The following is a 14,693-nucleotide window of genomic DNA, read 5'->3' as shown; positions in this document are numbered from 1 at the left end:
AGGCCTGCCAGTAGGCTTTTCCGTGGGAGCTGGCAAGCCAGCTCCACCTTTTCAACCGGGTTTGACATGCAATCTAAACCGTCAGTCAAACCACTCCCGCCGCCCCTCAAACGTCCCCACAATCAACGCCACAATCATCCGCACTGCCTCCCTATCCGCCACCTGCGCATTCACCGCCAGCCACACCTGCCGCTGCATGCTCTCGGTCAACAACCCCGGCAACGCCACCAAGCCCCGGTCAAAACTGCTCATGTAATGCGGCAGCAACCCAATGCACGCGCCACAGCGGATCATCTCCAGCATCAGCGAATACGCATGCACCTGCACCACCGCCGCCAGGCGCTGTTCCACCACATGGTTCCAAGCCCGCAAGGCGCCCACCTGCGCATCGGGCTGCCATTGCACCAGCATGTAGTCGTCGAGGTCTTCCAGGCTGTCTGGCCGCGTCGTCAACCGTGAATATCGCTTGGCGATATGCGGCACGTAGTGCAAGCGCGCCAGGGCCTGTGGCGGCTCGGTGGCAAAGCTCGGGCCAGGCACGGGGCCATCGGCGTCCGACAGCCACAGCACCACGTCAACATCCACCGCTTGCAGCGACAACTGGCTGTCGATGGAGATGATCTCCAGGCGCACGCTGGCATTGCGACGCAGCAAGGCGATCAGGTCGCGCCCAAGGATGTCGTGCAAGATCGGTTCGGCCACCGCCAGCCGAATCAGCGGCTGCTCCGTGACCGGCAAACGCCGTTCATGGGCCAGGGCAATCAATTGGGCGTGCAATTGCTGGCCGTCGCGACTGAGTACCAAGCCATTGCCCTGGTAGCTGAACAGCGAATGGCGCACGTGCTCTTCAAGCTGCGCCAGGCGCTTGCGCAACAGCGTCGCCTTGATATTCAGACTGCGCGCCGCCTGCATGAAACAGCCGCAGCGCGCGCTCACCAGAAAGTAGCGCGCCACCTCCGGGTCGATCTCATGGGCCAGGGCCAGCCAGCGACTGCGCCCCTCCGCCGGGGCGCGATAAGAGGACGGCACCTGCGGGGCGGACGGTTCTAGAAATGCCATGGGAGACTCCCTGTCTTGTCGGTCTGTGCATCCAATGCGGGTTGACGCGGGTTACTCCAGCACCTTGTTCAGTTCGGCGCCGTCGATACTCAGGGTTGCGGTGTTGAGCATGCCTTCGAGGTAGGCCTTGGCGATCTGTTCCTGACGCTGGGCGCGCAGAGCCTGCGTAAGACGTTCGCGCAGTTCGTCGAGGGTCGCAGTACGCGCCGGTTGCTGGCCGGTGAGCTTGAGCACATGAAACCCCGCCGCGCTCTGCACCACGTCCGACACCGCGCCGACCTTGAGGCGCGACACCGCACTGCGGACTTCCGGCACCAGCTGTTGCAAGGGCTGCATGCCCGAGTCGCCACCGCGCGCGGCAGAGTCGGTGTCCTGGGAAAACTGCGTGGCCAGGGCGGCGAAATCAGCCGGCGCAGCCTGGGCACGACGGCTCAGTTCCTGCGCTTGGCGACGCACGCTGTCGACGGTTTGCGGGTCATGGGTCGCCAGGAAAATCTGGCTCACCTGGTACAACGGCGGCGTCACCCATTGCGCCTTGCCACTGTCGTAGGCCAACTGCAACTCCGCGGCGCTGGGGTAATCGGCCGGCACCTGGCTGACCGACAGCATGTAGTCGCGAAACACGATTTGCTCGGCGGCGGCGCGGGTCTGCTGTTCCACGTCCGGGCGCTGACGCCAGCCCTGGGCGTCCGCCTGTTCGAGCACGGCCTTTTGCGCCAGGCGTGAACGGATCCAGGTCTCCAACGCGCTGCGGTTGCCGCGCAATTGCTCGCGGGACTCGGCAGGCAGGCTGGCCAGCACGGTTTTCAGTTCCGTCAGGTCGATCTGCTGATTGCCCAGGCGGGCCACCGCCGGTCCGGCCGATACAGGGTTGAGCACCGGTGCCGGTTGCTGCGCCGCCACCGGGTCGCTGCCCGGCCGCAGGCTCAAGCCCACCGCCACCACCAGCAAGGCCAACGCACCCGCGCCGACCATCAGGGTTGGCTTCTTCACAATACCGGTGCCTCGGCTTCAGCCTGCAACTGCGCCGCCTGCTGGCTGTATTCACGCAGGTAGACGATGAACTCCTGCAACAGGCGGTCCCACAATTCCAAATGGCTGCGCAGGTGCGTGGCGCCGACGCCCGCCACCACCACGTCCATTTCCATCAACAAAAACTCGCCTTGCACCGACAACCGCGCAAAGCGTCGCGATGCGTTCCACACTTGGGCCAAACCTTCGGGCAATTCGCCCTGGATCCGCAGCGCGCAGCTGTAGGTGAAATCCACATACGCACCCTGCTCTGCCGCCGGGTTACCGAAGCGCACGGCAAAGCCGATGCCCTGGCTGGCGCTGAGCAATTGCACGATGCCGTTTTGTTCGGTCTGGTTGACCCGGTAGCCGGCCTCCTGCAGCAACTCGGTGAGGCTCTGGGGGGTGACGCTGGTGATCAATTCGCTCATGGTGATCTCTTCCCTGTCTATCAATGATTGGCGGTTGCCTGGGGCGCATCGAAACGGCTCTTGTACAAATCGTCGCCAAAGCCCTGGGCGAGTTCCTCGAACTTGACCCGCGCGCTGCTGGCGAAGGGCTGGCGAATACTCATCACCTCGGCCACATCGATTTTTTCGTAGGCCGCGAGCAACTGCTGAGCCACGCCGTACATCTGTTGATTCTTGACTGAACATTGCTGCACTTGTGTGTCACGCTCGCTCAGTTGTGCCTGCAAGCGCGCTCGCTCGGCCTCTTTGCCCTTGGCCAGCACCAGCAGTTCGTCATAGGCCTTCTTGAACTTGCCGATCTGCTCATGACTGGCCGCCACCTGCGCCTGTGCCTGGCTGTGCAGGCTCTGTTGCTGACCGGCCATTTGCTCGGCCACGCCACGGGCCTTGTCCAACTCAGCCGTCAACTGCTTGATGTGTGCCTGGGCCTGCTTGGCCTGGTTTTCAGCCGCAATCCGCGCGGCGCTGGCCTGGGCCTGTTCGCTTTGCAGGGCCTGCAATTGCTGGGTGGTGCTGCGCAGTTGCGTACGCAGGCGCTCCTCCATGCCTTCAGCCGACGCGCCAGTGGTGACCAGCAGCAGCAACAGCCCGCAGATTCGCGTGTTCATGTGGCATCTCCCTGCGCATCAAAAGCGCGTGTTGAGTTCCAGTTGCATCACATCGACTTCGAACGGCGCGCCATACACTTGCGAGGCGCTCAACCAACGCGCACTGGCGTAGATGTTCTTTTCGATGCCGTAGTTGGCGCCAATGAAGTACCCCTTGGCGTTGGTGCCGCCCAGGTGGAACGACGAATCGTTGAAGCCGTCAGGCAGGGCGTCAGGCTGAATGTACTTGTAGCCGGCCAACACGTTCCAATCACCGCGCTTGCGCATTTCCAGCGCACTGCCGAGGGTGAAGGAGACCATCAGCGCATTGCCGCCACTTTCAAACTGGCCCTTGCTGTTGATGTTGTTGACGATCTCGCCTTCGCTGCGCTTGAGCATTTCGCCCTTGTCGTAGGCCAGGTTGTGAATGAAGTTGCCTTGGGTGCGTAGCTTGAAATCGCTGGGCAGTTCGGCATCCCAGGCCAGGTTCAGGTCGAGCACGTCGAACTTGGACGCCAGGCCCACGAACTGCGGTTGCGGGGTCAGGCCAGGGGTGGCCGGGTTGGGGGCGATGTCGCGCAGCAGGAACACGCTGTTGCCCTTCTGCATGAAGGCCAGGCGCGAGCCGTCGCTGTCACAGGCCGGCTGGCCGGACCAGGGGCGGCAAGCGCCGGAGCGTTCACCTTCGATATCATCAAAGTGGTAGTAGGCCACCGCGCCCTTGAGGCTGTTTTCGCGGTTGATCTTCCAGTTGGCGCCGATCTGACCACCAAACAGCCACTTGGTCTCGCTGTCTTCCTTGTCGAACCCGTTACTGCTGGCCGAGTCGGAGGTGTACTCCACCGGGAACGCACCCAAGGTGCCGAACAGGCCCCACTGGCTGTTCAGGGCATGGTTGAAGTTGGCAGCGATACCGTCGAAGTTCAAGTCACCCGAATACATCATGTCGGTGGAATAGAACGGGTTGGCGAAACGCCCGGCGGTGAGGGTCACGTCCGGGGTGGCCTTCCAGCTCAGGTAACCCTGATCAAGCCAGATGTCTTTCTTGCCAAAGCCGCCGCCCAGGGTCTGGGTGGTGGACACTGGGTTGTTGTCGGAGCCGGTGCCGACACGGATGCCGGCGGTCCAGTCCGGCGACAGCACCGCTTTCATGCCCAGGCGCGCACGCAGGCGGAACAGGTTCTCGCGATCCTTGGTGGTGTTGAGCAGCGGTGGCAGCTTGATGTTGGTGTCCTTGTTGGTGTCGTACGGGCCGCTCTCATTGAGTTTGGCGTAGTCGACAATCTCGTTGCTGTTATTGCCCGAGAAGTAACGCGACTCGTCCCGCAGGCGGATATCACCGTCAAAGCTGATGCGCGAGACCCAGTCCGGGAAGGTATTGGGCTGTGCCCAGTTTTCCTGCTTGGCGGTGGCCATGACCTCGGCCTTGACCTGGTCACGAATCTGATCCTTCACCGCCTGCGGCACGTACTGCACACGCACATCGCCGGGTGCGGCAGTCGGGCCTGCAGCAACCACCGGTGCGGCATTGGCCTGGCGTGCCTGCTGTGCCTCTTTTTCGGCCTGGGCGATCAGCCCATTGGCCGTGTCCTGGGTCAGCACGCCTTGCTGCACCAACAGGCGGATCAGGTTGATGGTGACGTTTTCCGAGGGCGCGACCGGGGCGGCAGCCGCCTGGCCGACCAGGGTCGCGATGACCATGCCGACCGCCAGGGTCAGTCGATTCACGGGGGAAATCATGTGTACGCAACTCCTGTAAAAAACCGTTGTAAAAGGGTTTGTTCAATCCGGACGCCGGCCCTTGAGGGACAGGCGCATGGGCAGCGTCAGCGACGCCGGCGGCTTCTGGGTGGCACGCGGTGCCTGGATCAAGGCGAGCATCTGCGCGTCGGTCTCGGCATCCCCGCTGGACTTGGCCACCAGTGCCTTGGTGACTTGGCCGTCGGCGCCCAACCACAGGTCTATCTGTATCGAGAAGGCCTTCTTGCGCAGCTCAGGGTCTTCGCGCATCAGCCGTTGATACGTGCCGGCCAGGTACTGCTTATAGGTGCCCGTCCCCAAACCGCCGCCGCCACTGCCGGCCAGGCCACCGCCCTTGCCGGCGCCGATGTTGAAACCGTCATTGCCCGACTGGGCGTCGCCGTCGATCTGCATCGGGTTGGCCAGATCCTCGTTAGGCGAAGGCGGCGCTTCCTCGGCTGGCTTGACCTCCTCGGGCTCTGGGCTTGGCACCGGCTCCGGGATTTTTTCTTCGACCTGGGGCTCAGGCTCCTTGGGTTTCTCCGGCGGCGGTGGCGGTGGTGGCGGCAACGGGATGATCGTCGGCACCTTCGGCGCTTCGCGGCGCACGCCACTCATGTCATTGGCCCACTGCCACAAGCACCAGGCCGCCACGGCGCCCAGCAATAGGCCGGCACCCCACTTCAACGGGCGCAACGGCGGCTTCTCTTTTACGGACAAGGGCGCGATCGGGATCTGTGCAGTCATGGTTCAGCCCTGGCTCGGCTTGCCGGTGACCAACCCGACCTGAGACAGCTCAAGTCGGCGCAGCAGGTCGAGCACTTCGATCACCTTCTGGTACTGCACCATCGCATCGCCACGTACGATGACCGGAAAATCCGGGTTCAGCGCTTTCTCGATGCGCAGGCGTTCTTCCAGCTCGCCGAGCGTCACCGGGTAAGCGTCGAGAAACACCTGGCCACCGTCATTCACGGAGATGGCCTTGGTCTTGGCCTCCGACAACGACACCGAGGCGCTGGCCTTGGGCAGGTGAATCTGGATGCCCGACACCTGGGCGGTGGCGGTGAGGATAAACATCACCAGCACCACCATCAGCACGTCCACCAGGGGCGTGATGTTGATGCTGTCGACGGCGGCGTCATCGTCATCGTCGTGGGAGGCATTTACGGAAGCCATGGCGATTCTCCTCAGGCCAGAACCGGCGCATGGTGGTCACGACGGTGCGCCGCTTCGCTGTACTGGCTCTCGCCGTGCATCTCCGCCAGGCGGGTGATGAACTCATCGACAAACACGCGCATGTCCGCGCTGACTTCCTTGTTGCGCGTGATCAGGCGGTTGTAGCCAAACAACGCCGGGATCGCGACGAACAGGCCCATGGCCGTGGCCAGCAGCGCCGCCGCCATACCGGGGGCGATGGCGTTGATGTTCACGTCACCGGCCATGGCCGTGCCGAGGAACACCACCATGATCCCCAGCACGGTACCCAGCAGGCCGATGTACGGGCCGCCGGCAATGGCGTTGGACAAGGTCGAGAGCTTGGAACTGAGCGCCTGGTTTTCGCGGGTGCGCACGCCGTCCATGGAGCAGCGGATGGCTTCGATGGTGGCGGCGGAGACCGACGAGGTGTCGGCGCCCTGAGCGCGGCGGGTGCGGATCTCCTTCACCGCCACCAGGTACAGGCGCCACAGCGAAGAATGAGCCAGGCGTTCGCCCAGCGGGGCATCGTCGGCGTACATCTCCAGGCGCGTGCCGATCTGCGCGAAGTGCTCGCGGAAGACCTCGTTGGCGCTGCTCACACGGCTGACTTGGCGGTTCTTGCGCAACATGATGACCCATGACTGGAACATCATCGCCACCAGCACCAGGATGATCACCCAGGCATCCACCGGAACGGCGTTGAGCAGGAAGCCCAGGCTGCCGAAACCGAAGCCGGACTGTTCTTCATCCACACCGTAGGCCACCAGTTTTGACTCGGCGCCCTGGGCGCTGGCATCGGCCAGCAACAGTGCCGCCGGACGCGCCACTTTGGACAGGCGCAGCTCATCGATGGCCCCGGCGAATGGCGGCCGCGTGCTGCCGGCTTCGGGCAGATCGGCACCGATGGCCAGTGGGGTGTTGAACGCCGGCAAAGCGACGGCCAGGGTGGTGGTTTCGCGGCCATTCACATACAGCGAGACCTTGTCACCCTCGGCAGTGAACGCCAGGTGCTGCCATTGGCCGGGGTTCAGCGGTTGAGTCGACACGGCGCGCTGGCCGTCGATGTCCACGAACGGCATGCCCTGGTTCAGCCCCAGCAACAGGCTGTGAGGGCCATCACGTCGAGCCAGAACGACTTGCTCGCCGCTGGCCTGGTCCAGGCGCAACCAGGCGCTGAAGGTGAACGCGCCACCTGCGGCGTGTTGCAGCGAAGGGCTGGCCGGCAACATCAACGCTTGGCCGTTGAACTGCAAGGCGCGGCCGATCACTCCGTCGATGCTCACACCGGTGGCGTTCAACGCGGTGTTGGCGTAGGCCGTGGTGTCCCGGGCCGGTGTACCGTTGGCCCCGTCGAAATGGTAGAGCGCGGTGTAGTTCGGGTCGAAGGTCAGTTGGCCGTTGGCGGTGGCCGGTGCCTTCTGGTTGCCGTAGTACATCCACAAGTCCTGGCGCTGGCCGCCTTCGACCTTGGGCACATCGACCCAGATCAGCGCCATGCCCATCAACGGATCGAAGCTATCAATCTGATGATTGAACACCGTCTTGTCATCGGCACTCACGAAACGCAGGTCGGCGCCGTCATCCTTGACCCCATCAAAGGTAAAGTTGCCAGTGTGCAGGCGCACCAACAGCGCGGTGCGGCCCAGGGCCTGGTTGATCGCGGCGCCTTGGGCGGTGGTGTCTACCGAAATCTGCTTGCGGTAGTGCCAGTCGTCCTGCCACCAGGCGTGGGCGGTGGCCGGGAGCGTGAAGCCCAGGCAGATCAACAGGCTCAGGAATAGGCGTTGCATGGGTGAAGTCTCCGGAAGAAAAAGTCAGAAAGTCGCCTGCACACTGAAGTGCAGTCGCGAGTCCTGTTTCTGGGTGTTCGGTCCATCGAGCAGCGGGTAGCCCCAATCCAGGCTGCCGGACAACCATCTGCTCAAACTGGCGCGGGTGCCCAGGCCGACACTGGCCAGGCTGTATTCGTCTTCTTGCTCGGGCAGCGGGTCGTGCAGGCGCATGCGCGCACCTTCAGCGAACGCGTAGAAGCGCCACTCCTGCACATAGCTGCCGAGGAACTTGGCCAGGGACGGCGTGCGTAACTCCTGGGAGAGCAAATACCCTTCGTCCCCGGTGCGTTCGGCCGCCAGGTAACCGCGCACGGAGGTGGCGCCACCGGCGGAGTACTGCTCGTTGGAGACCAAGGGGCCGGAGGCGAGTTGGAAGCCGCCCTTGGTCGCCGACTGCCAATCGTTGGCGAAGGTGTAGGTGTAATTCAGGTCACCTTTGAGCACGGCAAAACTGGCACTGGCCTTGTAGCGCTTGTACTCGAACGCTTCGGCATCGCTGCCATAGCCAAAGAACGCGCGGGTGCCCACCACCAGGTTCAGGCCCAAGCCCAATTGCGATTGCTCGGTGTAGCGAAAGCCGTTGTAACCCAAGGTGAACGGCGCGTATTTGAGCGGCACCTGGTCGCTGCTGGCGCCGAATTTCATCTGTTCGTCGAAGTCTTTGAAGTCCACGCCTAACGAGAATGAGTTGGCCCAGTTACCCGCCGCAGGCAGGTTGTAGATGGCTGACACACCGTATGAATGCCCTTTGCCCAGCACGTTGCTGCCACCGATGGTGGCAATGTTGCTATCGGACTGGTAACCGGAGAACTGCAAGGTCCAGCGCTCGTTGAGCGGTGCACTGTAGGAGCCCGACCACACCTTGGCATTTTCGGTGTCCTGGGGCGCGGTGAAGTAGGTCAAGGCAATGCTGTGGCCCAATTGCCAGAGGTTGTCATACCCAAGGGTCGCTACCGAGCGCAGCTTCTCGGTGTCGGCGCTGTAGTCGTTGTTCAGGCCGAGGCTGGCGTGCCAGGGGTTCTGGTCTTCCACCTGCAAATCCACGTCCATGGTGCCGGGGCGTTGCCCCTCGCGTACCAGCGGCGTGACCTGGCGCCCAGCGCCACGATTGAGGCCCGCCAACTGTGTCTGTACCGTGGCGAAGTCCGGCACCGCGCCCTCCTCCAGAGCCGGCACCTGCTCGCGGATTTCCACCGGCGAATAATGCTTGGCACCCACCACGCGCACCCGGCCGACTTTGGTCTCGCTCACCTGCAGGTAGACAATACCGTCATCGACCTTCTGCTCCGGCAACTCGACAAACACCGACTGGTAGCCACGCGACTGGTAGATCTTCTGCAACGCATCGCGGGCGCCTTCGATATCGCCCAAGGTCTTCTGCGGCCCCAGGAACGGATACACCGCTTCCTCGATCGTCGCCGCATCCAGGACCGTATTGCCACGCACGAAGTACTCGTTGACGTCGACCTTGCGCGCGCCCTCGTCTTCCTCGGCCGACACCGATTGCGCCAGGCTCCCCAGCGTCACGCAACACAGCGCCAACGTTAATTTGAACAGATGCTCCACACCGCCCCCTGACTGTCTGATTTTTTGCGCCATCGCCGGATGTCCGGCGTGCGGCCTGCTCAATTGCTGGTGATCGAGGTGCTGCCGTGGCGTGCCAGCCAGGTGTGCAACAAGGCGAAGTTCAACGAGAACTCCGGCATGTGCAGCAAGGCGCCACAAAACACGTCACCGATGATTTTCTGGATAAGTTGCACCGCACGCGGGTTGTTCAGCAGCGTGGCGATGTCGCGGGTCAGGGCATGAATGCTCCAGACCTTCTGGTTGAGGTCCAGGCCGACGAACCAGCGGAACAGCAGGTTGTAGTTCAGCTGTTCATGCAATTGCTGCTCGCTGGGCACCGAGTACAACAGTTGCAGCAGGAGGATCTGCAGGATGGTCTGTGGGGCGATCGACATCGCGGGTTCGGCGTTGAGCCAGTCACGGTGCTGGTCGAGCACTTCATCGATCTGTGGGCGCAGCAACACCAGGGAATGGCTGGCCGGGATGTAGCTGGAGACTTCCTTGCGGGTGCCCTGCCAATCGTCCTGAGAGACGATCCAGACCCAGGGGGCGCCATAGCGATAGACCGACACCGGCTTCTTGCGCGCGGCTTCGACGATCTTTGACAGGCGCTGATCGAGCTCCTGCATGCCGACTTTCGAGTAACGTTCCATAGTTCCCATTGCCCCACTCCTGGCATCCTGCTTGCGGCTGAAAAGCCCACCTTTCTGGTGGGCTCAAGCGCGTTACACAGAGGAGACGGGAGTGGCCATGGGCTACCGAACTTTTGTCATGAAAGCTTCATTTTGGATTGGGTGGGGGGCAATTCTTGGTGGTTGGATCAAAGGCAGTTACGTGTAGGCGCTGGCTTGCCGGCGATGCAGGCGAATCGGTACATCGGGCACACCCAGGTGATGCCATCGCAGGCAAGCCAGCGCCCACATTTTTACGAGTACGCCAGACCTGAACCGAGGCACTAAAGCCGCCGCGCTTTTGCTTTTGATCTGGGGCGCCCCGGCAGGACGCCGGGTGAGCCGCCGTAAGGGCGGACCCCATACCCGCCGTTACCTAAACAACGGATATGTACTCACCCCCCAGAACAAAACCCAACCCCCTGCAACGGCAATTCATAAGACTTCTTAACCGTCCGCACCACCAACGTCGAGGAATAAGTCCGAATCGGAATATCCCGATAAGTCTCCAAAAACCGATAGATATACTCGGTGTACTCCGCAGCATCCCGAAACTTCGCCACCATCACAAAATCAAACTCCCCCGTCATCAAATAACAATCCTGAATCTCCGGATGACTCAAGAGTATGTGCTGCATCCTGCGATCAATATCATTGCTGTCCCGATCCAGCTTGATCAGAAAAAAAGCGGTCACCTGGATCCCCAGCTTGCGCTCATCCAGTACCGCCACTTTCGCCTTGATAATCCCCACGCTTTCCATGCGGCGGATCCGCCGGTAACAACTGGTGGATGACAGCCCCACACTGTCGCTCAACAATTCCAGGCTCTGGTCGCAATCCTTTTGCAACTTGCCCAGAATCTTCAAATCCATGGCGTCTGTCATCGGTTCCAAATCGTCCTTGAAAATTGCAATGAATCCGTCGCAATGACGGGCCAATTTGCACAAATCCTGCGCAGTGGCTAGTTAACATCGATTCAGCTTAGCAGCCCGGCCAACACCTGGCCTCATGGCGGCATGAGAGGGATCTTATGATAGTCGCGAAACCGACATGGACCGCTGATATCCAAGGACTTTTCAGCGCGCCCTACTGGATACCCGCCAGCCAGCGCGCCGCCGTCGCGGCCACTTGGATAGGCTGCATGAATGCCTACGATGTGTTCCTGGAAGACCCGGCGTCGGTCAAGACCTGGTCGGAAACCATCTACCAGCACCTCGCTTCGCGCAATATGCCGCTGACCACCGACCCGCAACAATTCTGGCCGATCGACGCGCTGGAAACCTTCCGCCTGTGGGTCAACCAGGGTTGGCGGCTGGACAGCATCTCGCCATTCGACCTGGCCGAGCGCATCCCGCCACCGGCGCTGCCGTACCCGGTCAAACGCGTGCGCCAGGACATCCGTTCGCTGAGCGCCGAGGCGCTGAACCTTTACCGTGCCAAACTGGATGACGTGATGCACATCGGCGACCCTGACAGCGGCTCGCCCTGGCAGCGTTACGCCTATATCCATACCAACTGGTGCCTGCATTACCAGGAAGCCTTCGCCCTGTGGCATCGCGCCTATCTGCTGTACCTGGAAGCGTTGATCGACTGCGCGATTCCTTACTGGGACTGGATGGCCGTAGATGCCAGCGTTGACGGCAGCCCTCAGGCCGGCCTGCCCCAGGCGTTTCTCGATGAAACCTATGTGCACCCGCAGACCGGCGAAGTACGACGCAACCCGTTGCGTTATGCGGCGGCCAAGGACGGCTGCTCCAAGGTCTGCGCCAGCACGCCGGTCGAGGGCGTCGACTGCCGGTATGTGCAGCGCAACCCGCTGTTCTATACCCAAGGCGAGGCCTTTCGTTTCGAGCGGACCCAGTTGTATGGCATGAGCCGGATCTTCCAGCAGCAGGTGGTCGATGCGCTCGCGTTCACCACGTTCAGCCAGCCCCAGGGAGTGCCGGGTTATCCCTGGGCCAACATCACCTTTTTCGACCCGCCGCAACCGAACAACCTGTACCCCAACCGCACACTGAATTTCGACGGGCTCTACGAGCAGCCCCACGATAACTATCACGGCTGGATCGGCGGTGACATGGCCGACAACGCCTACACCGCGTTCGACCCGGTGTTCTGCTCCTATCACGCCAATATCGACCGCATGTTGGAAGTCTGGATCCGCGCCAATCCGGCGGCGCAGTACACCACCCAATGCCTGCTGCAACCCTTCGCCGGGCACCAGGCCGATGAGGTGACCTTCACCAGCGCCGATGCCTGGCGCTACACCAGCCTCGGCGACATGGCCCAGGACAGCCGGCACATCGGCTACGACTACGGCATCCCAGTGGCTCCACAGTTCGGCGCGGCCAAGGCTGCGTGCTGCCATCAGAAACAGTCCGTAGCCACCGGCCCCTGGGTGGTGTTCGACCACGTGCGCTGCACCCACGACACCTATCTGGTCGACGTCTTCCTCAATCAGCCCGGTGCCACGGCGCAACACGCGAATGCCAACAACCCGCATTACGTCGGACGCTTCAGCCGCATCGGCATGGGCCTGGTGGATGACAAGGGCCGCTGCATCACCCAAGGCGTCTCCCGCGCACTGAATGCCGCGCGCAACGCCCAGGCGCTGAACCTCAAACCGACCGATGCGGCGCAGTTATCGCTGATCGTGACCCATCCCGATACTGGCCAGGTGTTGACGCCCGATGCATACGCGCCCCTGCCTGGCTTTATCGCCCAACTGGTGTGGGACGACCCACGCCAAACCTCCGCCGGCCCCGCTCCGGACGCCGGTTGCTGCTCCACCAACACCAATGCTGGAGAACCAACATGAGCACGCCCTTCACCCAATTCACCTCGCCTGCCGAGCAAGCCCCCAAGGACTACAACAAGCTGGGCCTGGAAAACCAGCTGCCGACCTTCGAAACCGACTGGAACAACAACGTCACCGGCTGGACCCAGATGTCGGTGATCGGCAACCCCTGGTCCAACCTCAATGACGCACCGCGTTCGGGCTATTACAACCCGCTGGACAGCGGCTACGGCACGCAGACGCCAGTGACCATCACCTGGCAGCCCTTCCCCAACCGGCTGTGGACGTTTTTCTACAACGACGGCGCCGCCGTGGTCCCACAATTGGGCGGCAAGGCCATGACCCTTGACCAGGTGATGCAGTTGACCGACCACGGTCAGATCACGCTCAACAACACCCTGTATTCGCTGTACCCGGACCCGAAAGCGACCCAGCTGCAGATCCCCAGCGTGCTGTGCAAGTCCATCAACTGGAACGGCCCCTACGCTGACTTTTCACCCTCGGGCCCACGGGGCTGGCTGGATGAATATTGCGAGTGGTCGATCACCCGCGACCCCGACGGCAACATGCGCAGCATCATGTTCACCAGCGAGAACCCGGCCTATTTCCTGACCATGTGGAACATCGACCCGCAGGCCGTGCTCGGGCTGTACAAAGCGTACGTCGACCCGCAAGTGAAGATCGAAGACCTGTACCTGCGCTACACCGCCAACGGCCCGACCGGCAAGGCCGGCGAGCCGGTGCTTGACCCGACCACCGGCCAGCCCGCCTACGACACCGTGAACAAATGGAACAGCGGCACTGTGCGTATACCGGGCGTGTCGGGCGGCGCGATGCACCTGACCTCCGGCCCCAATACCTTGAGTGCCGAGATCTACCTCGCGGCCGCGGCCACCATCCTGCGGCCGATCAAGAGCAGCGCCAACCAACAGAGCCTGATCTGCTGCGCCCAATACGGGCAGAACTACCGCAACTCCGATCCGCATATCGGTTTCTCCGCTAACCAGGAAGCCGTCAAAGCCCTGATTTCACTGACCAACCCCATCGGCCTGTACCTGCAACAACCGAAATCCTTCAGCACCTGGAAAGGCCCTCAAGGCCAGGATGTCAGCAGCTACTGGCATGTCACCCGAGGCACTGCCGGCACCGGGCCGAACAAGTCCGACCAGATCCTGCAAGCCGTCTTCGAGGTGCCCCAAAGCGCGGGGTTCTCGATCAACGAAATCACCATCAACGGCACGCCGATTGATTACGTGTGGGTGATCGCCAACGAGCTGAGTGTGGCCCTCAGCGTCACCCCGGCACCGCTCACCGCCACGCCCGAGGAATGCGATTGCGTAGCGGCGAACACCACCGATGCGCAACCCTGGCCGGTGCAGTTGCTGCCGATTGACCTGTTCTACGGACAGTCCCCCAGCGACTTGCCGGCCAGCTTTGCCCCCGGCAGCTCAGGCCAGTTCGTGCTGGTGGTGCAAGGGGCCGATCCGAATACCACTGCGGCGGATGCGCGGGTGCAGTTTTCCAATCCAGGGATCACTGCCCAGGTCACGGAATTCCTGCCGGATGCCTCGGCGATTCCAGGGCAGACCGACAGCGGCGGCACCCAGGGCTACATCATGACCGTCACCGTCAGCAGCAACGCGGTGCCGGGGCTGATCAGCGTGCGCGCGCTTAACCCCAGCGAAGCCGCCAACCCCAGCGCCACCCAGCACCCGTGGGAAAGCGGCCTGGCGCTGGTGCCTGGCGTCTGAGTGCCTGCCGGC

The 14,693-nt window shown here is 62.4% G+C and carries 13 protein-coding genes; 2 read left to right on the top strand and 11 right to left on the bottom strand.

Going from position 1 to position 14,693, the window contains the following annotated elements:
- Positions 1–81 precede the first annotated feature (81 nt).
- The 11 genes from AB4N92_RS23445 to AB4N92_RS23395 form a co-directional block, all read right to left on the bottom strand.
- On the bottom strand, positions 82–1,059 hold the full coding sequence (locus AB4N92_RS23445) for a LysR family transcriptional regulator (protein WP_010211130.1): 978 nt from the start codon (positions 1,057–1,059) through the stop codon (positions 82–84).
- A gap of 51 nt (positions 1,060–1,110) precedes the next feature.
- Complete coding sequence (locus AB4N92_RS23440; protein ID WP_021493301.1) at positions 1,111–2,052, bottom strand: peptidylprolyl isomerase; 942 nt, start codon at positions 2,050–2,052, stop codon at positions 1,111–1,113.
- Positions 2,049–2,501: a YbjN domain-containing protein gene (locus AB4N92_RS23435; protein WP_010211132.1), complete on the bottom strand. Its 453-nt coding sequence runs from the start codon at positions 2,499–2,501 to the stop codon at positions 2,049–2,051. The genes AB4N92_RS23440 and AB4N92_RS23435 overlap by 4 nt, the downstream gene beginning before the upstream one ends.
- Positions 2,502–2,521: 20 nt before the next feature.
- Positions 2,522–3,148, bottom strand: a complete 627-nt coding sequence (locus AB4N92_RS23430) for a hypothetical protein (RefSeq protein WP_010211133.1) — start codon at positions 3,146–3,148, stop codon at positions 2,522–2,524.
- An 18-nt stretch (positions 3,149–3,166) separates the two neighbouring features.
- The gene (locus AB4N92_RS23425) at positions 3,167–4,867 is read right to left on the bottom strand and encodes a putative porin (protein ID WP_236266774.1); all 1,701 of its coding nucleotides are present in this window, start codon (positions 4,865–4,867) and stop codon (positions 3,167–3,169) included.
- 42 nt (positions 4,868–4,909) lie between these two features.
- Positions 4,910–5,614 (bottom strand): energy transducer TonB family protein, encoded by a 705-nt coding sequence (locus AB4N92_RS23420; RefSeq protein WP_460128368.1) that lies wholly within the window; start codon positions 5,612–5,614, stop codon positions 4,910–4,912.
- A gap of 3 nt (positions 5,615–5,617) precedes the next feature.
- On the bottom strand, positions 5,618–6,043 hold the full coding sequence (locus AB4N92_RS23415; protein WP_010211136.1) for an ExbD/TolR family protein: 426 nt from the start codon (positions 6,041–6,043) through the stop codon (positions 5,618–5,620).
- 11 nt (positions 6,044–6,054) lie between these two features.
- Positions 6,055–7,854, bottom strand: a complete 1,800-nt coding sequence (locus tag AB4N92_RS23410; protein WP_236266775.1) for a DUF2341 domain-containing protein — start codon at positions 7,852–7,854, stop codon at positions 6,055–6,057.
- 24 nt (positions 7,855–7,878) lie between these two features.
- A complete protein-coding gene (locus AB4N92_RS23405) occupies positions 7,879–9,462 on the bottom strand; it encodes a ShlB/FhaC/HecB family hemolysin secretion/activation protein (RefSeq protein WP_236266776.1) in 1,584 nt (527 codons plus the stop codon).
- A gap of 59 nt (positions 9,463–9,521) precedes the next feature.
- The gene (locus AB4N92_RS23400; protein ID WP_021493306.1) at positions 9,522–10,115 is read right to left on the bottom strand and encodes a transposase; all 594 of its coding nucleotides are present in this window, start codon (positions 10,113–10,115) and stop codon (positions 9,522–9,524) included.
- Between the two features lie 413 nt (positions 10,116–10,528).
- Complete coding sequence (locus AB4N92_RS23395) at positions 10,529–11,005, bottom strand: Lrp/AsnC family transcriptional regulator (RefSeq protein WP_029529171.1); 477 nt, start codon at positions 11,003–11,005, stop codon at positions 10,529–10,531.
- 158 nt (positions 11,006–11,163) lie between these two features.
- On the opposite strand from AB4N92_RS23395, the gene AB4N92_RS23390 reads away from it, so the two are divergent.
- The gene (locus AB4N92_RS23390; RefSeq protein ID WP_236266777.1) at positions 11,164–12,951 is read left to right on the top strand and encodes a tyrosinase family protein; all 1,788 of its coding nucleotides are present in this window, start codon (positions 11,164–11,166) and stop codon (positions 12,949–12,951) included.
- Positions 12,948–14,681: a hypothetical protein gene (locus tag AB4N92_RS23385; RefSeq protein ID WP_047542675.1), complete on the top strand. Its 1,734-nt coding sequence runs from the start codon at positions 12,948–12,950 to the stop codon at positions 14,679–14,681. The genes AB4N92_RS23390 and AB4N92_RS23385 overlap by 4 nt, the downstream gene beginning before the upstream one ends.
- Positions 14,682–14,693: the final 12 nt, after the last annotated feature.

This window comes from Pseudomonas sp. S3_A09, assembly GCF_054668065.1.
This window is presented reverse-complemented; position numbering and strand designations above follow the sequence as displayed.

What these genes read in the sequence shown, in the direction of transcription:
- AB4N92_RS23445 (WP_010211130.1), bottom strand. Translation starts at nt 1,059, where the DNA reads ATGGCATTTCTAGAACCGTCCGCCCCGCAGGTGCCGTCCTCTTATCGC.
- AB4N92_RS23435 (WP_010211132.1), bottom strand. Translation starts at nt 2,501, where the DNA reads ATGAGCGAATTGATCACCAGCGTCACCCCCCAGAGCCTCACCGAGTTG.
- AB4N92_RS23430 (WP_010211133.1), bottom strand. Translation starts at nt 3,148, where the DNA reads ATGAACACGCGAATCTGCGGGCTGTTGCTGCTGCTGGTCACCACTGGC.
- AB4N92_RS23425 (WP_236266774.1), bottom strand. Translation starts at nt 4,867, where the DNA reads ATGATTTCCCCCGTGAATCGACTGACCCTGGCGGTCGGCATGGTCATC.
- AB4N92_RS23420 (WP_460128368.1), bottom strand. Translation starts at nt 5,614, where the DNA reads ATGACTGCACAGATCCCGATCGCGCCCTTGTCCGTAAAAGAGAAGCCG.
- AB4N92_RS23415 (WP_010211136.1), bottom strand. Translation starts at nt 6,043, where the DNA reads ATGGCTTCCGTAAATGCCTCCCACGACGATGACGATGACGCCGCCGTC.
- AB4N92_RS23410 (WP_236266775.1), bottom strand. Translation starts at nt 7,854, where the DNA reads ATGCAACGCCTATTCCTGAGCCTGTTGATCTGCCTGGGCTTCACGCTC.
- AB4N92_RS23400 (WP_021493306.1), bottom strand. Translation starts at nt 10,115, where the DNA reads ATGGAACGTTACTCGAAAGTCGGCATGCAGGAGCTCGATCAGCGCCTG.
- AB4N92_RS23395 (WP_029529171.1), bottom strand. Translation starts at nt 11,005, where the DNA reads ATGGATTTGAAGATTCTGGGCAAGTTGCAAAAGGATTGCGACCAGAGC.
- AB4N92_RS23390 (WP_236266777.1), top strand. Translation starts at nt 11,164, where the DNA reads ATGATAGTCGCGAAACCGACATGGACCGCTGATATCCAAGGACTTTTC.
- AB4N92_RS23385 (WP_047542675.1), top strand. Translation starts at nt 12,948, where the DNA reads ATGAGCACGCCCTTCACCCAATTCACCTCGCCTGCCGAGCAAGCCCCC.